Source organism: Pleomorphomonas sp. JP5, assembly GCF_023721815.1.
GTDB lineage: Bacteria > Pseudomonadota > Alphaproteobacteria > Rhizobiales > Pleomorphomonadaceae > Pleomorphomonas.
Genome location: NZ_JAMDLI010000008.1, coordinates 1,205,842 through 1,226,488, shown reverse-complemented (window position 1 = coordinate 1,226,488; position 20,647 = coordinate 1,205,842). Strand labels below are relative to the sequence as shown.

Below are 20,647 nucleotides of genomic sequence, written 5' to 3'. Positions count from 1 at the left end.
GAAAAGCCATGAAAGCCTGGGAAGTGACGCGCGATCTCCTGCGACAGACGATGCCGGTCGTTCGCAGCAAGGAGGAACAGACCTGGGATGCCAGCGCTGCCATGGCCGGACAGGACTTCCTGCTCTCCCTGTTCTGGAAGAGCAACGTACCGGGTTCGGCCGCGCCCGAGAATCTGATGGCGGCGGCGCTGCAGTCGCTGGAGAACAAGGGCTACGTTCTGGCTCCCTATTCGGAGCTTCTCAGCGAGGGGCTCGCGGCGCTCGCCGCCGGCGACTTCGAGCGCCTCTACACCATCGACATGCGCCTGCGCGTGCTGATGCGGGCGGCACGGCCGGATCCCGACCACCCGTCGCAGAAAACGGTCCGGCACGCCTCATGGTCCGAGTTCGAACGCACGGTCGCTTGGTCGGCCGATGTCGTGCCGACCTATGACGACGCCGAACTCCGGGACCGTCTGGCCGCCGGCTGGCTCGGCCAGTTGGTGGGGGCCGCCGCCGGAACGGCTCTCGAGGGCTACTCGGCCGAGAACCTGCTCAAGGTGTTCGGACCGATCCGCTCCTATGTGCGCGAGCCCAACACCTATAACGACGACATCACCTTCGAGATCGCCTTCCTGGAAGCTTATGGGGCCGAAGGGCCGAGCATCAGCGGCGCCGACATCTGCGAGCGCTGGACCAGCCTCATCCCGACGGCCTGGTCGGCCGAGGCGATCGCGTTGTCCAGCATGCGCCGGGGGCTGCTGCCGCCGGAGACCGCGACGACCGATAATCCTTTTGACGAGTGGATCGGTGCCCAGATGCGCGGCATCATTTGCGGCATGGTCGCTCCCGGTCGGGCGCGCGAGGCGGCGCGCCTGGCCTGGACGGATGCGGAAGTCTCGCATGCCGGGAACGGCATCCTCGGCGAGGTGTTCAACGCCGTGCTTGCCGCGCGCGCCTTTGTCGAGCCGGATGTCCGCTCGTTGCTGACTTCGACGATCGCGCTGTTCAGCACCGACACCGAATATGGCGCCGTGCTCGACTTTGCCTTGCAGGCTTGCGAGGCGGCATCCGATTGGCGCGGTGCCTGGGCCGTCTGCGATGACCGCTATGTCGAGTACAACTGGATTCACGCCTATCCGAACGCCGCCGCCGAGGTGATCGCTCTTTATTTCGGCAAGGGGGACTTCGACCTCACCCTTGAGATCGTCTGTGGCATCGGTCACGACGTCGACTGCAATGCGGCGCAGATCCTCGGCGTGTTGGCCATCGCCAAGGGGAGGGCGGTGATCGCTGATCGCTGGTCGGCACCACTCCTCGCCGACGACATCGTCACCTATATGAGGCGGCCGGCCAAAATATCGTTCGATGCACTGGTCGACCAGACCCTCGACGCCGTGGTCAAGTGGCGGAAATAGTCGCGCCCCATTGAAAGTCGGCGAGCGGATAGGGGACTTCCTGTCCGTAGGCATCATGGACACTGCCCCGAAAGGGGCGGTGTCTTTGTATGCGTTGCTTTCGACCGTCGGCGACAAACGCTGCTCTTTGCCTCGTTGCCAGCGGGCGCGGCACGGGATGAACTCGGCCATATGCTCTGGTCAAATACTTGTACGTGTTGTAAATCTCGTCCGTACGAACGGACCACCAGGTATCATGGAAGCCATCAACCGCACGTCCGCCGAGCCCTACTACCAGCAGCTCAGCCGAATTATCGAGCAGCGCATTCGATCCAATGAGTTGTCCCCCGGCGCGCGCCTGCCGTCGGAGAGCGATCTCTGCCGTACGTTCGATCTGTCCCGGTCCACGGTTCGCGAAACGTTACGCGCGTTGCAGGAGCAGGGGTTGATCAGGATGATCCCCCGGCGTGGCGCCTTCGTCGCGGAGAAAGGCCAGGGCGACTGGATGCTGCAGGTAACGCGCGGCTTCTTCGAGTCGGAGGTGGATGGGACCAGGACGGTGGACACCACCGTCTTCCGGAACGGGCTGGAGCCGCTGCCACGCGAGGCGAGCGATGCCCTTGGCCTTGAGCCGGGCGCGGCCGGCTTCATTCTCGAGCGGTTGCGCTGTCTCGACGGTCGGCCTGCCGTCTACTCCACCAACTTCATGCCACCGGAAGTCGGGGCAACACTGGCCGGCACCGATGTGTTGCGGGGCACTCAGTCGCTCAACCAGACGCTTCGGGCCGCCGGGTACCAGATTTCCAGCGCGCGCCGCGAGGTGGCCGCCGTCGGGGCGCCGGAGCTGCCCGCCCGCTTCCTAGGCCTCGACGTGCGCGATCCCGTGCTGCTGATCCGCTCGCTGTCGCGCGGGCCGGATGGTCGCCCGTTCGATTACTACTGGTCCTACGCCAGATCCGACGTGGTCAAGATCGCCGTCGAGGCGCAGGCCATGGAAGGCGAGTGAGCCTCAGGCGGATATTTCGCTGACTTTCAGCAAGGGTGACAGATCCGGCCGGGCTCCGGCGATCAGGGCGGCGCCGAAGGCGGCGAGCTCGGGTTCCCCGATTCGCAGTACCGGACGGTTGAGAACGGTGGCGCGCAACCGCATTAGCGCGTCGGAGCGGCTCCAGCCTCCGGTCGCATAAAGCGGCCCGCTGTCGATGCCGGACGCAGCGAGATCGTCGAGAATGCCGGCCGTCACCTCGGTCGCGGCAACCAGGAGCCGCGCGGCGATGCGTCGAGCCTCTTGCGGATCTGCGCGGCCGAGAGCTTCAGCAATGTCCTGGGGTGCCATCGTGTCGGGGTGGGCCCCGCCGTCGAGGGGAATATGGTCGGCGGAGAGCAACTCGCCAAGCAGATCGCCGCCGGGCGTTGGAACTCTCAACACGGCCAGCGTTGCCGCGAACTCGAACACCTTGAACCGCGCTTCGCGGCTGCGGTGCAACACGGGAACCGAGCGGACGATGCCCGGTCGAGGCGGCGCCGGAGAATCGGCTTCCGCGTAGACGACTTCGGCGGTGCCGAGTGAGTCGACGATGGCACCGGGGCTCATGAGATCGGCCACTGAGGCGGCGACCGGATGGTCGTGGCCGCCGGCGACGAGGCGCGTTGCGGTCGTCACCGCACCAGACTGCGTCAGACGCCCCGCACGCATATGCCCGACGATCGCGCCGGCCATCCGAACCGGCGGAAGCGTTGGCGCTTGGGCTGCCAGAAGGAGCTCGGGGAGAAAAGCGCGTCCGGAAATGTCGTAGCAGGCGGTGCGCGCTGCCAGCGTCTCCGACATGAAGGTCTCGCCGGCCCACCAGGCGGCGGGATAGTCGGTCAACGCCATCCAGGTTGCCGACGCCTCCATCGGCTGATGGCGGGCGACCCACAGCCATTTGGCTGCCGTGCGGGTTGGCTCGAAACAGAGCCCGGTGTCGGCGGAGCGGTCGAAGGCGGCGGCGAGCCAGGCCGCCTCCGTCTCGGCGCGATTGTCGAACCAGGCGATGGCCGTCGTCAGCGGCCGCAGCCCGGCGTCGACGAGGAATCCATCCTCGCCGACCCCGGCCGCGGCGATGGCAGCGATCGGCTGCCCGCCGGACGCTGCCCGCCAAGCGTCGATGATCATGTCCTCAAGCGCATGGATGAGAACATTCGGCGCAACGTCAGCAGCTCTCGCAGGTGGATTGTCTTGCCCGAGCCGCGGCGTCGGCCGATGGCGACGGGCGATGACGCCGCGTCGGTCATCGACCAGGATCACCTTGATGTTGGTGGAGCCAACATCGATGCCGCAGAAGAGCTCGGACATCGCACCTTCCTTACCAGTGGCGGGTATAGTGCTGACGCGTGAGGCGCGCCAGCTCGCGGATTGTCTCCTTGGCTTCGGCTTCCGGCCGTTGCCAGACCTTGCGGCCGATGACCAGCCCCTGCGCGCCGGCCCGGATCACCTCTTCCGAGTCGGTCAGCGTCGTCTTTGCGTCACCGGACAGTGCGCCGCCGGCAATGACGATCGGGATGCGCAGTTCTTCGACGAGGCGGGCGGTCTCCTCGGCTCCGGGGAAGGTGATCTTGATGATGTCGGCGCCAAGATCGAAGGCAATGCGCGCCACCTCGATCTCCTGCTTTACGACTTCCGGCGAGCGAGGCGCGGCAAGCAGCACCGGCTCTACCATGACTGGCATCTCCCACTTCACCGCTTCGGAGATAACGCGGCCGATGCGCTCGCAGTAGAGCACTTTCTCTTCGTCGGACACGTTCCAGGGCAGCAGCAGCTTCACGCAGTCGACCCCGAGGCGGACGGCGTCCTCGAGCTGCGCGACGATGGTGCCGGTGCCCTTTTCAGGTGTCTTGGTCGACCAGAAGGCGTCGATGGCCAGCACGCGGGCAAACTGGGATTGCCGCGCCAGCAGTGCCTCGGTGGCACGGACGATGCCGGTGGTCACCATGAAGCCGGTAACGTCTTCCTGCATATAGCTCTTGATGACGTCGACTGGTGACTCCAGAGCAGGAACACGACCCCAGACGACGCCGTGGTCGACCGGCACGATCAGCGCCGCTCGATCTTCGTGGAAAAGCCGGTTCATGCGGTAGCTCGTCGAGAGCCGGTGGTGGGCCATGGTTCATCTCCTCGTTTTTCTTGAGTCCCGACCGAGCACGGGGAACGGCAGCGTATCGCTGGACGCGGTTGCTCGCAGAACATTTTTGTCTGTATTGTACGGACAAGACATCTGTACCTTTTGCGTGATGCCACGTCAATACCGCTTGACAAGGGCTCAAGGCCGAACGTAATGTCCGTCTTGTCCGTACAGTCATGCCAAGCGGTTTGGCGGGCTGACAGCTGCGCATCGCGAGCGGGAGGAAGGCGTGAAGAAGCTCATCAACGACGTCAGCACCGTCGTCGACGACATGATCGACGGTCTCGTCCGGTCGGTCGATGGCCTCAGTCGCATCGCAGGTGAGCGAGTGATCGTCCGCGCCGATCTCGATGCCATCCGCTCTTCGGGTCAGGTGGCCCTGGTGTCGGGAGGCGGTTCGGGGCATGAACCGGCCCATGCCGGCTACGTTGGTGCAGGAATGCTGACCGCCGCCGTCTGCGGCGACGTCTTCACCTCGCCGTCCACCGACGCCGTCCTGGCGGCGATCCGGGCAGTTGGCGGACCGGATGGTGTGCTCCTCATCGTGAAGTCCTATACCGGCGACCGGCTCAATTTTGGCCTCGCCGCGGAAATCGCCCGTGCCGAGGGCATTCCCGTCGAGATGGTCATCGTGGCCGATGACGTTTCGCTGGCGACGGGCAGCGACACAGCCGGGCGGCGCGGCATCGCCGGTACGGTTCTCGTTCATAAGGTGGCCGGAGCGGCCGCCGCCGCTGGCAAGCCGCTCGACGAAGTGGCCGAACTGGCCCGCCGGGTGATTGGCTCGGTCGGTTCGATGGGGGTCGGTCTCAGTCCTTGCACGGTGCCAGCCGCCGGGCGGCCCGGCTTCTCACTTGCCGACCACGAAGTCGAGTTTGGTCTCGGCATCCATGGGGAACCGGGAGTTCGTCGTGACCGGCTACAGCCTGCCAGCGCCCTTGTGTCGACGGTGATCGGTCGCATCTTTGAAGATCGTGGCATCAAGGCCGGGGATCGCGTGGCGCTGCTCGTCAACAATCTCGGCGCGACGCCGTCGATGGAAATGTCCATCGTTGCCGGCGAGGCGGTTCGCGCCGCCGAGGCGCTGGGCGTTCGCGTGTCGCGCATGTGGACGGGAGCATTCCTGACCGCTCTCGACATGGCCGGTTTCTCGCTGTCGGCACTGGTCGTCGACGATGAACTCCTCGGCCTTCTCGATGCGCGCACGTCGGCGTCGGCCTGGCCCGTCTCGGCAGCGCCGCTGTCCCTTTCCGCGCCGGTTGTCGTGCCTGTTCCAAACACCGAAAGTGCCCGAAGAGGCGGTGAGGGTGATGGGATGCTGGTCGCCGCCATCGAAGCGGCCGCGAAGGCCCTGATCGCCGACGAACCTCGTCTCACCGCCCTCGATCAGGCGGTCGGCGACGGAGATCTCGGTCTCAACCTCGCCCGTGGCTCGCAGGCCATCCTGGCGGAGCTCGATGATTACCGCCATCTCGACAGGTCGGCGGCCTTGCGCCGCCTGTCGGCGACAGTCCGCAAGTCGGTGGGCGGCACGTCCGGCGTGCTTTATGCCGTCGGTCTGATGAGCGCCGCCGCAGCGGTGGAGCGCGGGAAGGGGGGCGAGGTCGCTTGGGGCGAGGCGCTCAAGGCCGCTGCGGACGCCGTAGCCAGGCTCGGCGATGCCCGCGTTGGCGACCGAACCATGCTCGATGCTCTGGTGCCGGCGGTCGAGGCACTGGAAGTGGAAGGTAATGACGCGCGCGGCGCTCTCGCCGCAGCCATTCAAGCTGCCGCCGCAGGCGCAACGGCAACCGCGTCCATCACCTCGCGTCGCGGACGATCAAGCTATCTCGGCGATCGCGCGGTCGGCCACCCCGATCCCGGGGCGGAGGCGGTGGTCGTCTGGTTGTCGGCCATTGGGAGAGCCATTGCCCCGAAAAGCGCCTGACGATGTGAGTTTGGTGCGGCCGTTCTGGAGGTAGCGAACGGCCGTTCCGGAATGCAGACCGCTTGTCTGCCAAGGGCGATGCGGCGGCGACGATCCGCCGTACCGTTCGAAAAAGGAGGAGACCCCAAAATGAAGCCAGCAACGTATCTCATGGCTGCCGCCGCGTTCGCGCTCGCGGCGCTTCCGGCGGCCGCTGCCGACAAGGTTCCCGAACGTGTCGGTATCACAGTCGGCACGCTCGGCAACCCGTTCTTCGTTCCGCTGGTGGCGGGCGCCAAGGACACGGTCGTCAAGGCCGCTCCGAGTGCCGATGTGACGGTGATCGGCGCCGACTATGATCTCAACAAGCAGGCCACCCAGATCGACAACTTCATCGCTTCGGGTGTCGGTCTGATCCTGATCAACTCGGTCGATGCCAACGCCATTTCGCCGGCTATTGCCAAGGCCAAGGCGGCGGGCATCACCGTGGGCGCCTTCGACGTCTCGGCCAACGGTGCCGACGTGACGGTGATGACCAACAACGTCCAGGCCGGCGAGATGGCCTGCAAGTATCTGGCCGATCAGCTGAAGGGCAAAGGCGACGTCGTCATCATCAATGGCCCGCCGGTATCCTCGATCATCGACCGCGTCACCGGTTGCAAGAAGGCCTTTGCCGAATATCCGGACATCAAGATCCTGTCCGACAATCAGGACGGCAAGGCGTCCCGCGATGGCGGCTTCGCCGTCATGCAGGGTCTTCTGACCCGCTTCTCCCATATCGACGCCGTGTTCGGAGCCAACGATCCGACCGCCCTCGGCGCCGATCTCGCTGCCAAGCAGCTCAACCGGCAGGAGATGATCATTGCCGGCGTTGACGGCGCTCCCGATGTCGTCGCCGCCCTCAAGTCGGGTGATACCCGGATCGTCGCCTCTTCCTCCCAGGATCCCTATGCGATGGCTGCCAAGGCCACCGAGATGGCGCTGGCCGTGTTCCGCGGCGAGAGCCAGCCCTCGGAGCCGGTGCTGCTCGACACCAAGTTGGTCACGGCTGACAACGTGAACAGCTACATCGGATGGGATGCCGAACGCTGACGGCAGCAACCTGCCGCCGCGGCGCTCCCCCCTGCCGCGGCGGTATTTCCTGGACAGCTGACCGATCGGGAGAAAAAGCCGTGAACGAACCGACGGACGGGGCGGCGCCTCTGCTCGAGATGCGCCACATCAGCAAGACCTTCAGCGGTATGGCCGCGCTGAAGGATGTTTCGCTTTCGGTCCGTCGTGGCGAGGTGCACGCGCTGATGGGCGAAAACGGCGCCGGCAAGTCGACGCTGATGAAGATCCTGTCTGGCGCCTATCGCGCCGATCCCGGCGGATCCATCCTGATCGACGGTACCCTCGCGAGCATCGACGGGCCGGAGGCCGGCCGCGCCTCGGGCATCGCCGTCATCTATCAGGAACTGTCGCTGGCCCCCAACCTGACGGTGGCCGAGAACATCTTCCTAGGCCGCGAGCATCGACGCAGCGTCTTCACGGACAAGGGGGCGCAGGAAATCGCCTGTCGCGACGTCCTCTCCCGCCTCGGCCTTGCCTTTTCGCCCTCGACGGTGGTCTCGCGTCTTTCGCTCGGCGAACGCCAACTGGTGGAGATCGCCAGGGCGCTTGCCTCCGACGCCCGCATTCTTGTGATGGACGAGCCGACGACGTCGCTGTCGACGCTCGAGACCGAGCGGCTCTACGAGATTATCGCCAGCCTCAAGGTCGATGGCATCGGCGTCATCTACATCAGCCATCGCATGGAAGAGATCTACACCCTCTCCGACCGGGTCAGCGTGTTGCGCGACGGTCAGTATGTCGGCACGCTCGCCCGCGACGAAATCACCGCCGAGCGCCTTGTGGCGATGATGGTCGGTCGCGACGTCTCTTCCTTCTACAAGAAGGACCACCGCCCCACCGCCGACCGGCGGACTCTCATGTCGGTGCGCGAGATCGGCGACGGCCGGCGCATTCACGGCTGCTCCTTTGATCTGAAGGCTGGCGAGGTGCTGTGCCTGGCCGGACTGGTCGGTTCCGGTCGAACAGAACTGGCCCGTCTGGTCTACGGCGCCGATCCGAAGAGCCACGGGACCATCGCCATCGACGGCCAGCCGGTCGACATACGCCGGGCGCAAGACGCCATCGCGTCGGGCATCGTCTATCTCACCGAGGATCGCCGTAGGCTCGGTCTCTTCCTCGACATGTCGATCAGCGACAATATCAATATCAACGTTGCTGCTGGCGATGCCCGTTACGGCGGCTTCTCGAACGTCACCCAGGCCCGAGAACGGGCCGGTCGGGCGATGACCGCGCTGGCGGTTCGGGCCACCGGCATGACGGCGAAGGCCGGGGCGCTGTCGGGAGGCAACCAGCAGAAAGTCCTTTTGGCGCGCCTGCTGGAGACCAAGCCCCGCGTCCTGATCCTCGACGAGCCGACGCGCGGCGTCGACGTCGGAGCCAAGTCGGAGATCTACCGCCTGATCGACGATCTCGCGGCAAACGGCATCGGCGTGCTGATGATTTCGAGCGAACTGCCGGAGGTGATCGGCGTCGCCGACCGGGTGTTGGTGATGCGCGACGGCCGGATCGTCGGCGAGATAAACGCAACGCCAGAACGTCCGATCGCGCAGGAGGCCATCATGGCTTACTCGACCGGCGCCGCCGCCATCGACGCTTGAGCAAGCGGAGGGAGATTCAGTTGTCCAACACAATCAACACGGCCGGCGTCGGCTCGCCGGTGCGGGCCGACCGCCTGCAGACCGCCATCCAGCTGTTCGGCATGCTGCCGATCCTCATCCTGCTTTGCATCGGCTTCGAATTGCTGTCGGGGCGTTTCATCACGCTCGTCAACCTGTCGATCGTCATGCAGCAGGCGGCGATCAACACCACTCTCGCTTCGGGCATGACATTCGTTATCCTGACCGGAGGCATCGACCTTTCCGTCGGGTCGATCGTTGCCGCCTCGGCCATGGTGTCCGTGCTGAGCTCGCTCATTCCCGGCTGGGGTTATCTCGGCATTCCCGCCGGTCTCGGTGTCGGTCTGCTCTGCGGTCTTGCGAACGGGCTGCTGGTGGCCGTCGTCAAGCTGCCGCCATTCATAGCGACGCTTGGGTCGCTGACGGCGGTGCGCGGCCTTGCCCGACTGATCGGCAACGATACGACGGTCTTCAATACCTCGATGCCCTTCGCCTTCATTGGCAACGGCGCCTTGTTCGGCGTGCCCTGGCTGGTCATCATCGCCTTTGCAGGCATCCTCGTTTCCTGGGTGATCCTGCGAAAGACGGTGCTCGGAACCTACATCTATGCCATCGGCGGCAACGAGGACGCCGCGCGCCTTGCCGGCATCCGCGTCGCGGCTGTGCTCGTCTTCGTCTACGCCATCTCGGGCATGTTCGCCGGCCTCGGCGGAGTTTTGAGCGCGGCCCGGCTCTACGCCGCCAACGGTCTCCAGCTCGGACAGGCCTATGAACTCGATGCCATCGCCGCCGTCATCCTCGGCGGCACCAGCCTCGTCGGTGGCATCGGCTCGATCTGGGGCACGCTGATCGGCGCACTGATTATCGCCGTCCTGACCAACGGACTGATCCTGGTCGGCGTCTCCGACATTTGGCAGTATATCGTCAAGGGCCTGGTGATCATCGCCGCCGTCGCGCTCGACCGCTATCATCGGTCGCGCGGATGACGCCTGAACGTCACGCACCGGCATTGTGAGTCAGAAAGTCGTAGGCCTTGCCGAGGTCGCCGACCAGTTCGGCGAGCCGTGATGTCACGTCTCGCGTCGGAGCGTCGCAGATCCGGCGCCGTTCAGCCGAGGGCGGCGATCACCGTTGCCTTGACCTTGCGATCCGGCACTTCCGTGAAGGCAAGGTCGTCGCGGCCGAAGTAAGCGCGCTGGTTGGTGGCCGCCCAATCGTTGCAGACCAAGCGGTAGTGCGCCCTGTCACCGTTCGGTTTGGCTGCGTAAAGGTAGTCGCCGGTGCGGGCGGCGAACGGAAAGTCGCCGAACTGGTTGCAGCGCGCCAGGATGGCGGCAAGCGTCGCTGCGTCGACCTCGGCGGTCATCAGTTTGCCCTCGAAGCGGACGCAGGCGTCAAAGGCGTAGCGCGACACGGGGCCCGCGGGCAGGCCGGCGCCGAAGGTGGTGTGGCCGATGAAGCCGGCGTCGGCGCCGACGGCGGCGGCCAGCGACGCGGCTGCGAACAGGCCGGCCTCATCGGCCGATCGCGCGGCATCGGTGTGGCCGACGGGAGCGAGATCGTCCTTGGTGAGGTGCTCCGCGAGCACATCGGCGATCAGTCCGGCCAACCGGTCGGACGCCGGCGCCGCTGGGTCGATGTCGATCCGCCTGATCTCGGCGGCGGCGCCAGGTCCGGCGACGCTGGCCACCGTCAGCGCTTCCGACCAGCTGCCGGTGTGCAGATAGCGGGTGTTGCCCTCGGCATGGACAAGATTGAGGTGGTCGTGGCCGCCGACGAAGAGCGTACCGTCGGCCAGCAGCGGCAGGATCGCCTTGTCGGCCACGACGCCGGCGTGGCTCAGCAAGACGTTGATGCCGCCGGTTCCGAGCAGGCCGGGCAGGTTCGCGGCCGCCCATTCGGCCGGCTTCGGGATCGACAGTTGAGGGCGAGTCGGCTTCGGATAGGTGAACAGGTTGTCGGTGGCGCAAGCAGCGATCGTCACCCTTTGGCCGCCGACCTCGAGCGAGGCGCTTGCCGGTGCGTAGCCGGCGCCGGTGCGGGCGTCAACGATGTTGGTCAGCACCGTGATGCCGAGGTCGCCTGCGCGAGTGACGAAGTGGGCGAGGTCGGGGTCGAGATCGGGCTCGTGGTTTCCGAGGTTGAATACCGTCGGGGCGATATCGGCAAGCGCCTCGAGGAAGGCCCAGTCGATCGCGCCGTTCGAACGCTTGGCGACGGCGTTGCCGACTTCCAACAGATCGCCGTTGAACAGGACTACGCACGGCCGCGACGCCGTCGCGACGTGGTTCTCGATCGCGGCGAGCAACTGGCCGAGATGGTCGTAGGCCGAGTGCAGATCGGCAATGACGATGAAGTCGATGCCCGGTGCGGTATCGGCAAGGGCCGGGCGACCGACGATCGGCAGCAGGGAGGCGCCCGCGAGCAGCTTCAGCGCCGTGCGGCGCGCGATGGTGATCTCGGGCATGTCATGCGTTCCTCTTGCTGCGGAGTGACGGCCGGTGATCGGCCTGGTTCGATCCGTTCATGCCGTGGCATAACCGGTTTTTCCAGTGATCGTTTTGTGACGCGACGGCGACAGGCCTCTGCCGCGTTACTCAGTCGCTCAGCCAGTTCCAGAACGCTCAAGCGCTAACGCACCACTTTCTCCGGAGCATCCATGCTGCTTCCTCCCAAAGCGAGTATTGCACGGAGTGAAGTCTAGGCGGGCAGCTAACTTATTGAAAAACAATAAGCAGGACAACCTCGTGCTAACAGCGTGCTAGCCCGTTTTGACCGGAAAACCTGCGGAATTCTCAGGAAAACGTCAGCGATTTCAAGAGATTAATGGTGCTGCGAGAGAGGATTGAACTCTCGACCTCTCCCTTACCAATTGTGGTGAGAAAGAAAATATATAATGAAAACAACAGCATATTTAAAGCGTGCTAGTTATGTGCTGCGTTGGAACTCTTCACATCTGATAGTATTATGGCAAATCTCGCCGGGAGAGGGCTGGGAAAAGCATCTGTACAGAGGTAGTCTATTCTGAATGGTAGAAAGCGTTGGCGTTGAATCTAGTGTTATTTACTGACTAGATTATCAGGTTGGAATGCGACTGCGATGGAGCGGAAACTGCTCTCTTAGAAATTCCGAAAATAAGCATCCTGGTGAAACCGAAGCTGATCAACGCCAAGCCCTTCCAAGCTAGCGACTACTCCATCGAAAGTGCCCGAGAAAAGGTGATTTTCTGCGCTAAGGAAGCTGAAAGCCGGTTGGCATTTCGCTGCGATGCATAAGGGCTAGCGCAAGGGATGCATGCACTGAATATCCACGGAACGCTCAGTGTAGGTTAAGAAAGAAGTGTCGAGACATCGGAGAAAATGATGTCGAAAGTCATATACTTAACTGGCGCCCCCGCATCCGGGAAGACCACTACGGTTGACGAGATAGAAAAGAGAAAGGAAAGTTTATTCGTATGGAGGTACAGTAAAAGACTAATTGAATACATGGAGATAAAATATAGATCTGCGTTTAGTCACGAAAATCTTAGGTCTCTATCGTCCGCGGCGGTGAGTGCGCAGGACATTGCGGACTTGGATGTGATGATGATCGATTTTATTCGGGATTCTCGGGCTTATGGGGATGTGATTATAGATAGCCATGCCATTTCGTACGAAGTATATGGTTTCCGCTCTACGTCTTTTTCTATTAATGTAATTACGCAGCTTCAAATAAATGAGATCTGGGTGTTGTTCGCTTCGCCGGAAACTATAGTATCTCGTACTGCTGTTGAGTCAAAGGGGCGCCGAATTGTAACTCTTGAAGAGGCGAGAATGATGACGGAACTTCAGTCTTCCTTGGCGCTAACCTACGGGGTTGTCTGCGGATGTCCCGTATACTTTTTCAATACGGAAATCCCACAGCTAGAAATGTACGAGAGAATGTTAAAGCGGCTCAAGTAAATGCGACTGGATCAGTTAATCGTACGCAATACGGGGGGGTTAGTTTCGCAATCATGTTGATCCGATAGCGTGACTCGTATGAACTTTCCCCGGAAGCTCTGACCAGAGCGGTTACCTGAGAATGGCCAAGTCGGGATCCCGACACGTTGAACAGAGCTCTATCATCCAGCGGGCCATAATCAGAGAGCGCGAGCTGAGCTTCCGATTGGCACGAAAGCGCAAAATGATGGCGCTTCTCGCGCTCGCCAGTCACACCTCGGCTAAGTATGGTCGCGTACTCGGGTAGCGGTCGAACTCTGCCGTCCGAATCGAAGTAGGCCCTCCATCGGACAACTACTCTTGGGGTGACATCAATCTTTTTGGGTCTAGACCTCATCACAGAAAAAATAACGTATAAATTTCCGTTATCATATCGGGCAATGCGCGAGGTTTGCCCTAGAGAGGTACCTATGCCCCAGTAGAATTGCCCGCATCCAAGAGCCCGTTCAGAATTCTTTCTGGTGATAATGGTCGAAAGATCCTGGCCCGCCTCTGCCTGCATCTTGCTCCAGCAGAAAACTCCAAGTTGAGACAGGTCGAGCGGAGAACTAAGTATCATATATCGGCGTGCCGTCGCTCGAGATGTATTTGGGGATCATCTTTGGTGTTCTGCTATAAAAATATTTCATTTCATCCTCGGTGAGCTCTCGATCGGAAAAAATAGTTCTCTCACTAGAGACTCTATCAAAAATAACGGTACCAGATTTAAGCTCTGGCCGATCATCCAAGTCGTATCTGTGCTGTCCAAGTATCATCTCTATTATTATATACCCTGCCAAGTTCATAAACCGCTGTGTCTCTGTCATTGCCTCTCGAGAGCCGTCAGAATCGGCATTGTAAGGCAGGATAGCAATGCCTCTACTTGACGGTTTGCAAAACTCCATGGCCCTCGCCAGAAAAACACGATTACTCAAGCCCTTGTTATAGAATCCATACGGAGGGTTCGTATAGAACACGTCGCCGCGCGTCTTAAGGTTCTCCGGAATAGGATAGCGCACATTATACTGATGGCACTCAAACATATCTTCGTGCCAGCCACATTGGGTGCGCATAGATTTTATGAAATCCAACAGTCGTTCGTCGAAATCAAGAACCGTTATGTGCTTTGGTCTAGGAACGATGCCTTTTGTCGATAGATAGGCGACTAAAAGAGACATGCAGTCCCCATCGCCCATAAACACGACTCTCTTATCGGCCAAATAACTCCCAACAAGCTTTGCTTGTTGTAACTGGCTTCCCGCGAGCATATAAATCTGGTCATGCTCGCGGTTGGCCTTAGGGCGATTTCTATGTTGTAGAATGGCGCTGGTATGATCAATATCTTCGATGGAGTGTTGAAGAAGTTGCGTGAAATACTCACCGAACATGACCAGCCGAGCCCCGTTATCCCTAAATCTTTATATTACGCCACAATTTTGGAGGCAACTGGCTGAGGGACTTAAACCTTAGTTCGTGGCCAAGGTGGCTAGTCTGTAAAATTACCGGAACAACGGAGCTTCGCTCTGCGTCCGTCATTTCATGCCAAATCTTTAGCAAAGCCACCTTCGGGTCATCTTCCTGAGCGCCGTCAAGCGGAGGGGCGTGTTGATAAGCGTTAAGCGCTGTGTCCATAACGGGTGCCTCCAGGATGGACAAATAGGGAACATTGCGTTTAGGAGAATAGCAACACCTCGTTAATGCGCCACTAAAAAGCTCTTCTGGGCAGCTGCCGTCAGGAGATTTTAACGATATCCACACCCGTCATTGCTCGGCCGTTGATTTGAAACAACCAGGCACGGTTAAGGCACCTTATGCAGGCTATTGGGGGCGGTAACCCTGGCAAACGGACCGAGGGGCTCCTATTCAGCCGCTTCGGTAGAAAGAGGCAGCCTGTATTAGCCCCGCCCATCACTCTTGTTTTAAAGTAGCAAAGTTCTCTCTGCGCCTTCGAGCTAATTAGCGCGTGTCGTCTCGATGGGGCTCTGTATTTCGCGTCGGCGTCATTCGCGAGTTGCCGATACCGAAAGCCGGCGCTAACGCTCCCTAATCTGCACTAAGACCTTTGATTAGGAGATGGTTGATCGCCACAAGTACTGGTCCTCAATTTTGCATTGTGAGAACACTGTCCGCGAGGCGGGTCGGTACCAATTCCGACTACTGGTTGCGAGTTTGGAAAACGGCTGTAGATGGGATGGGACTTTACAAATAGAGGTCCCGACAATGAGCATCCTGAAGAGCCTGAAGCTGACCAACGCCAAGCCCGTTCGTTCGAGCGACAATCCCGTTGAGCGTGCCCGCGACAAGGTGATTTCTGCCCTCGCCGAACAGAGGGCTATGGCCGAAGCCAAGATGTCCTCTTAGGCTTCATTCCGTGCAATACTAGCATAGGGAGGAAGCAACATGGATGCCCCGGAGAAAGTGGCGCGTCAGCGCCTGAGCGTTCTGGAACTGGCCGAGCAGCTGGGTAATGCGGCGGAGGCATGTCGCCGTCGCGGCATGGACCGGACGAGCTTCTACGAGTGGAAGCGGCGGTTCCAGCTCGAAGGTCTCGCGGGTCTGAAGTGACGTTGCCCCTTGAGCCTAATCCGGTTTGAAGTTCGTTCTGGCCCATCGAGAGGACCAGGACATGAAGCGCAGTCGTTTCAGCGAAGAGCAGAAAGGCTCCGCGCCGACGCCCGACACCGCCGTCCGTAAGGAAAAGACCAACGCCAGAAACGAACTCAGAACTGGATAATTCCTGGGGGCAACGTCACCGCGATGTCCTGGCGTTGCAGGCCGAGGAGTTGGCTGGGAAGCTCCTATTTCTGATCAAAGAGCGCATTAAGTGGCACTCGTTCTCGCCGAACCTTTCGAACATCGAGGACGAGGCCTTCGCTCTGAGAAGTGACGGTGTCACGCCCTACCCCAGGGAATACTCTCAGCTCCTCTATTTAGCGCTCGCGGAAGCTTGGTCTTGGCTTGAGGTCCAAGGCTTGCTCATCCCGGCGCCGGGGATGAACGGACAGAACGGTTTCCGACTTCTCAGTAGAAGAGCCCAGAGCTTTACAGACGAGGGGGCGTTTTCTGAGTTCGTGAAAGCAAGAAGCCTCCAGAAGGAAGCTCTACACCCGCAAATAGCGGATAAGGTCTGGTCCGCCTTCATTCGCAGCGAATACGACGTTGCAGTGTTTCTGGCTATGAAGGCCGTAGAGGTGGCAGTCAGGGAAGCATCGGGCCACGGCCTAAATGCCTTAGGCACCGAGCTCATGCGCAAGGCGTTCAAGCCAGGCGAAGGATCGCTGACAGACAAGGAGGCCCCCCTAGGTGAGCAAGAAGCCCGAATGCATCTGTTTGCAGGCGCAATCGGTAGCTACAAGAACCCGAACTCGCACCGCGACGTGCAGATGGATGACCCGGCCGAGGCCATGGAAGTCGTGATGCTCGCTTGCCACCTTCTCAGAATTGTTGATGCCCGGGTGGCCGCTCGGTCCGCTTGACGGCACCAAAGTAAAAGACGGGAGAAATCCCCCGCCCGTGTCTCCGGCACGAAGCCCGTTACGCTGCCAACTTCTGTGCGAGCTCGCTGGCGTGGATGCAGTGCTAGTCTTCTCCTGCTCAGTCGTAGCTTCCCTCAAGCTGTCTGGCCAAATCCTCCGGCACGACGTCCGAGTAGTACATCTCGATCATCCGGACGGACGTCCGCATGTTGATCGCCAACGTGTAGACGTCCGTGCCCTTCCTGAGCTGCCGGGTCGCATAGGTGTGCCTGAAGCTGTAGGCGGAACGAACTTGGCCGAACACATCGGTCTTGAGTTTGGCTGCTTCCAGAAGGGCATTGAGGCTCTTTTTGTAGGATTGGGCTCGCTCCCCTGAGGCGTTGACGAACACCGGCTCGTCGTCTCTCGGTTCCCGTCCGTGAACTTTTTTGAAAGCGTCCCAAAGGGCGGCGAAACTCGTGGCAGCACCGATATTCGGTACAAGTTGTTGCGGCTTCTTGCCTTTGCCGTAGGCCAGAATGCGAATGCGCTGCTCGACGATTGGCTTGTCTCGCTCTTCCTTGAAGCCAACGATATGCCCCCAATCGAGGTTGAATAGCTCGGTCGGTCTCATGCCTGTTTCGAGCGCGATGTTGATGAACCAGTAGAGCACCGTTCGCTCATAGGCGACGCGGCTGACAGAAGGCGTGATCTCTTTGCCGTCCATGTCCTTCCAGGAATTCGGCTGTTGTTTGCCTCGACGCTGAGGAGCGAGAACGTCGATCATCCGTTGCTCTGCGACCTGCATGAGCTTGGCAACCTCGGCATCTGTGAAGGAGGGTCGCTTGTTCCGCTCCTCGGCAACTAGGTCGATCTTGGGTATGTCCGAGGCCTTTAGGTAGCCAAGCCGAACAGCGTGTTTGAACACCGACCGCATGGTGACGGCTTCTCGGCGCAGCGTGCTCAGCGTCGCCTCGATATGCTGGGCGGGACGGATCACCCTGCGTCCCTTTCGCTCGTAGGCGATATGCGTCTCTTTTGCCCCAGGACCGCTCGTCCAGTAGCTTCGTCGCCATTCCATGTAGCTGTGAAGCTTCGGGACGCTGATGGCTGTTATGGGGCTTCTACCGAAGAAGGGGACCATATAGCGGTCAAGCACGCCTCGGTCGGCTGCGACCTTGGAGAGTTTGGACGCATTGCTTCCGGCCTCCAGTGAGGCGCTTTCGAGATACTGGTGTGCGACCTTGTCGAAGGATGTCCTTCCCGGAAGCGTACCTTGTTCGGCGCTCCAGAGGGCGCGTTGGTATTCGATCTCGGCGCGCCGCTTGGCTTCTTCTTCGTTGTCGGTCTTGAGGCAAATGCGTTTCTGCCCTTGTCCCGGGATGGAGAATCGAATCCAGAGGCTAGGGCTATCCACTCGGGAAAATACGACATAGGGCAGTTTGGGCTGATCCATGGGTCGCCACCAGCGAATTACTGTGCTGCATCGGTGTGGTAGGTGCGCTTTATCCGCGCACCCTGCTTGCAGCTAGCGTATTGGGAAGCAGAAGAACGGACAACCGTTTGTTAGGCTGTACCGGAGACGATAAACAGGAAAAGTCTTTTTTATTCAGTGTATTATGGATTCTGCAGGCTTCCTGATCGGAGGGCTCGGAAATTGCTCACAGTTCCGGTCGGTTGGGTGATACGGCCTGTTCGACTGGACGAGGAACGCCGCGTTTATCTTTGCGTAAAACGGTGACACCCTCCATCGCCTTGTTCATCCTTCGCGCCACCTCGTCTGGATTTTTTCGAATCGTGGGTTGTGGCTGCCTCTCAAGTTGTTTGCGCTCTTTCTCGCGGACTTTCTGGAGCTTGGCTCGTTTAGCGGCTTTCGCTTGCTTGGCCTTTGCCCTTTCTTGCTTTGCCCTGGCTTTTTCGGCTTTGGTCTTCTGTTTCCGCACTGGCTTTTCCGCATCCGCCTGCTGCGAACCCGGCTGTTTTTTCTTGGGCCGCCCGAACCAGTCGATCGACCACGGCCCAATGATCGTTGATCCGCCGCGGTATGAATCGTTGCGCGACATGAAACCTCCACTTCGCTGCGTTGGTCGCAACGAAATCCAATTCAACTAAGGATAGATCGGAGAGTTTGAGGATAGCTAAATTCCGCACTATAGAATGTTGGCGGACACCATATAAAAGGCGAGCATTTTGAAGGCTCTTTAAGAAAATCGAAATCTACAGTCTCGCCCGGAAATGGCTCTTCTGGCTATTCCAGGTTGCCGCGGTCCCTTATAGGAGTTGGCCGAGATGTCGGAGATAATCGCGTGGCTAGTAGCTCACGAGAGTCTATCTGGATGGGCACAATTTTTCGGTGCGATGCTGGCGCTGATAGTGACCTATATCACAGCTTTCGCCCCACATTGGCAGAGGCGTCGACAGATGAGGCAGGCTGCGGAGCGACTTTTGCTCAACGGTTTTGAGGTGCTTGAAAGCTACCACCGTACATCGGCCTATTTTCTGCCAACAGCACTGTCAATACGTGCGGCAGGTTTAACGATGATCACCGTGGCTAACGAAATCGACCGCTTTCCGATTTTTGAGTTACCTGGTCAGGGTCCAAGATCGATGGCCAGAAGCTTAGTCGCCGTAGCGGGACAGCTCAAGTTAGTGAGTTTTGCGCTTGAACCGTTCGCAATTCAACTCGACAGTCGTGATGGCACCGCGGAAGACCAAGAGACAATACGTGCTTTCGTTGGAGATCAGATGAAACTGGTCGAAGCCGTGATTGCGGGCAGAGAATTAAAACGACCGGAATGGTTCGCTCCAAATGGTAATGTCGGGGGTACACCAGCCAAAACGAATAATTAACGCAAAATGCTGCTGACCGGCGAGGGCTCAGTCAGCACTAACTTGAAAGCTTGCATTCAGTGCCCTTCGCCAGAAATGCTCGGCATCTTTCCTGAACATTTCCTCATAATCCTTCAAGTCCGAGTTATTTCCCGTAACCGCCAGTTGGGCGAAGTGAATGAAATTACGCGCGCAGTCATTTAGCCTAAATAGCTGAAGATAAATTGGTCGGCGTTGCTGCTCTTTCATAAGGGAGTGCGCAAGGAAATTGTCCCTAAACTCCTTGAGCAGTTTTAATCCGCTCCTTCCGTATGGTCCCCTAAAGGTATCAGAGTAGCTTTGGGATGCGGAAGATATGGCGGAAAGGCAGTCTGATTCGAACTGCTCTGCTAGATGAGGCATGGTTGGTAACCAGTTTCGAGCCCTTTTTGCCAGTTCATTTTGACATCTCTTCTGCCGTAAAAGGCGGATAAGCAAGGGGATTGAAGCGACGTCTCTTTTATTTACGTGACGATTCCGCACCCCGATGTCATATAGGCGGGATAAATGCAAAGATAGGTCATGGGAAAGGCTCTGCATTATTGTATTGACTGCATCTGCTCCGTAAAAGTTCTTCCCTTTAAAATCACTAATAATTATCGAGTTGCCAGCCTCCATCGTCGATTCAATCCGGATGGCGTTAAAGATATTCTGATACAGAATTGGGACCATCTTATCTATTCTAGATACGGCGTCGGCCCTCGAGATAATTACCGGTTTTTTTGCCATGTTGGGTCGTTACTGCTGTCTGTAGACGTGTAGTGAGAGTCTGGCTTGCAGCCGGGGCTACGGGCGTACAGTTCGATGGCCCAATTCACAACCCGAGATGTGGCGCTTCCGAGACGGTTCCGTCTCTCCGTAAAAACACGAGTATACATAGCTCGGCAGGTCGCCACCAGCGGATTACTGTGCTGCGTCGGTGTGCTAGGTGCGTGCTAAAAGCACGCTGCACGCTAGGGCTAACTTATTGAAAAATAATAAGCAGGACAACCTCGTGCTAACAGCGTGCTAGCCCGTTTTGTCCCGAAAACCAGCGGAATTCTCAGGAAAAGCTCAGCGATTTCAATGGATTAATGGTGCTGCGAGAGAGGATTGAACTCTCGACCTCTCCCTTACCAAGGGAGTGCTCTACCACTGAGCTACCGCAGCATCTTTGTCGGCCAGTTGGCCTTTCGACCGATCGTCGGCGACGG

Annotated in this window: 17 protein-coding genes, 1 tRNA gene and 1 pseudogene; 11 read left to right on the top strand and 8 right to left on the bottom strand. The window is 59.8% G+C overall.

Annotated features, from left to right (window positions below):
* Positions 1–8: 8 nt before the first annotated feature.
* Both M4J40_RS16765 and M4J40_RS16760 read left to right on the top strand, forming a co-directional pair.
* The gene (locus tag M4J40_RS16765) at positions 9–1,397 is read left to right on the top strand and encodes an ADP-ribosylglycohydrolase family protein (RefSeq protein WP_251755527.1); all 1,389 of its coding nucleotides are present in this window, start codon (positions 9–11) and stop codon (positions 1,395–1,397) included.
* Positions 1,398–1,632: 235 nt separating this feature from the next.
* Positions 1,633–2,382, top strand: a complete 750-nt coding sequence (locus M4J40_RS16760) for a GntR family transcriptional regulator (RefSeq protein ID WP_251755526.1) — start codon at positions 1,633–1,635, stop codon at positions 2,380–2,382.
* Between the two features lie 3 nt (positions 2,383–2,385).
* Here M4J40_RS16760 and M4J40_RS16755 read toward each other — a convergent pair whose 3' ends face one another.
* Together M4J40_RS16755 and M4J40_RS16750 are read right to left on the bottom strand one after the other, a co-directional pair.
* The gene (locus tag M4J40_RS16755; protein ID WP_251755525.1) at positions 2,386–3,711 is read right to left on the bottom strand and encodes an L-fuculokinase; all 1,326 of its coding nucleotides are present in this window, start codon (positions 3,709–3,711) and stop codon (positions 2,386–2,388) included.
* 10 nt (positions 3,712–3,721) lie between these two features.
* Positions 3,722–4,519 carry a class I fructose-bisphosphate aldolase gene (locus M4J40_RS16750; protein WP_251755524.1) on the bottom strand — a complete coding sequence of 266 codons (798 nt, stop codon included), beginning with the start codon at positions 4,517–4,519 and terminating at the stop codon, positions 3,722–3,724.
* A 247-nt stretch (positions 4,520–4,766) separates the two neighbouring features.
* Here M4J40_RS16750 and dhaK point away from each other — a divergent pair, with 247 nt between their 5' ends.
* The 4 genes from dhaK (at position 4,767) to M4J40_RS16730 (ending at position 10,158) form a co-directional block, all read left to right on the top strand.
* A complete protein-coding gene (gene dhaK / locus M4J40_RS16745; RefSeq protein ID WP_251755523.1) occupies positions 4,767–6,464 on the top strand; it encodes a dihydroxyacetone kinase subunit DhaK in 1,698 nt (565 codons plus the stop codon).
* A 129-nt stretch (positions 6,465–6,593) separates the two neighbouring features.
* A complete protein-coding gene (locus M4J40_RS16740; RefSeq protein ID WP_251755522.1) occupies positions 6,594–7,535 on the top strand; it encodes an ABC transporter substrate-binding protein in 942 nt (313 codons plus the stop codon).
* A 119-nt stretch (positions 7,536–7,654) separates the two neighbouring features.
* On the top strand, positions 7,655–9,154 hold the full coding sequence (locus tag M4J40_RS16735) for a sugar ABC transporter ATP-binding protein (RefSeq protein ID WP_251755628.1): 1,500 nt from the start codon (positions 7,655–7,657) through the stop codon (positions 9,152–9,154).
* A gap of 59 nt (positions 9,155–9,213) precedes the next feature.
* Complete coding sequence (locus M4J40_RS16730; RefSeq protein WP_405030766.1) at positions 9,214–10,158, top strand: ABC transporter permease subunit; 945 nt, start codon at positions 9,214–9,216, stop codon at positions 10,156–10,158.
* 122 nt (positions 10,159–10,280) lie between these two features.
* On the opposite strand, the gene M4J40_RS16725 is transcribed toward M4J40_RS16730, so the two are convergent.
* Complete coding sequence (locus M4J40_RS16725) at positions 10,281–11,639, bottom strand: metallophosphoesterase (protein WP_251755520.1); 1,359 nt, start codon at positions 11,637–11,639, stop codon at positions 10,281–10,283.
* 895 nt (positions 11,640–12,534) lie between these two features.
* Here M4J40_RS16725 and M4J40_RS16720 point away from each other — a divergent pair.
* Positions 12,535–13,113, top strand: coding sequence for an AAA family ATPase (locus M4J40_RS16720; protein ID WP_251755519.1), 579 nt, complete (start codon positions 12,535–12,537; stop codon positions 13,111–13,113).
* 587 nt (positions 13,114–13,700) lie between these two features.
* Here the strand turns inward: M4J40_RS16720 and M4J40_RS16715 are convergent.
* Entirely contained in the window at positions 13,701–14,519 is an 819-nt protein-coding gene (locus M4J40_RS16715) for a bis-aminopropyl spermidine synthase family protein (RefSeq protein ID WP_251755518.1), read from the bottom strand.
* Positions 14,520–15,351: 832 nt separating this feature from the next.
* Here M4J40_RS16715 and M4J40_RS16710 point away from each other — a divergent pair.
* From M4J40_RS16710 to M4J40_RS16700, 3 genes and pseudogenes are all read left to right on the top strand, one after another.
* Complete coding sequence (locus tag M4J40_RS16710; protein ID WP_251755517.1) at positions 15,352–15,492, top strand: hypothetical protein; 141 nt, start codon at positions 15,352–15,354, stop codon at positions 15,490–15,492.
* A 39-nt stretch (positions 15,493–15,531) separates the two neighbouring features.
* Positions 15,532–15,693: pseudogene (locus tag M4J40_RS16705) on the top strand (helix-turn-helix domain-containing protein); the annotation flags it as partial.
* A gap of 206 nt (positions 15,694–15,899) precedes the next feature.
* The gene (locus M4J40_RS16700) at positions 15,900–16,607 is read left to right on the top strand and encodes a TIGR02391 family protein (RefSeq protein WP_251755516.1); all 708 of its coding nucleotides are present in this window, start codon (positions 15,900–15,902) and stop codon (positions 16,605–16,607) included.
* A gap of 118 nt (positions 16,608–16,725) precedes the next feature.
* Here M4J40_RS16700 and M4J40_RS16695 read toward each other — a convergent pair whose 3' ends face one another.
* Positions 16,726–18,042: a tyrosine-type recombinase/integrase gene (locus M4J40_RS16695; RefSeq protein ID WP_251755515.1), complete on the bottom strand. Its 1,317-nt coding sequence runs from the start codon at positions 18,040–18,042 to the stop codon at positions 16,726–16,728.
* A 205-nt stretch (positions 18,043–18,247) separates the two neighbouring features.
* Complete coding sequence (locus M4J40_RS16690; RefSeq protein ID WP_251755514.1) at positions 18,248–18,649, bottom strand: hypothetical protein; 402 nt, start codon at positions 18,647–18,649, stop codon at positions 18,248–18,250.
* Positions 18,650–18,875: 226 nt separating this feature from the next.
* On the opposite strand from M4J40_RS16690, the gene M4J40_RS16685 reads away from it, so the two are divergent.
* Complete coding sequence (locus tag M4J40_RS16685; protein ID WP_251755513.1) at positions 18,876–19,436, top strand: hypothetical protein; 561 nt, start codon at positions 18,876–18,878, stop codon at positions 19,434–19,436.
* Positions 19,437–19,463: 27 nt separating this feature from the next.
* Here M4J40_RS16685 and M4J40_RS16680 read toward each other — a convergent pair whose 3' ends face one another.
* Positions 19,464–20,126 (bottom strand): hypothetical protein, encoded by a 663-nt coding sequence (locus tag M4J40_RS16680; RefSeq protein WP_251755512.1) that lies wholly within the window; start codon positions 20,124–20,126, stop codon positions 19,464–19,466.
* Positions 20,127–20,528: 402 nt separating this feature from the next.
* Positions 20,529–20,603 (bottom strand) — tRNA-Thr (locus M4J40_RS16675).
* Positions 20,604–20,647: the final 44 nt, after the last annotated feature.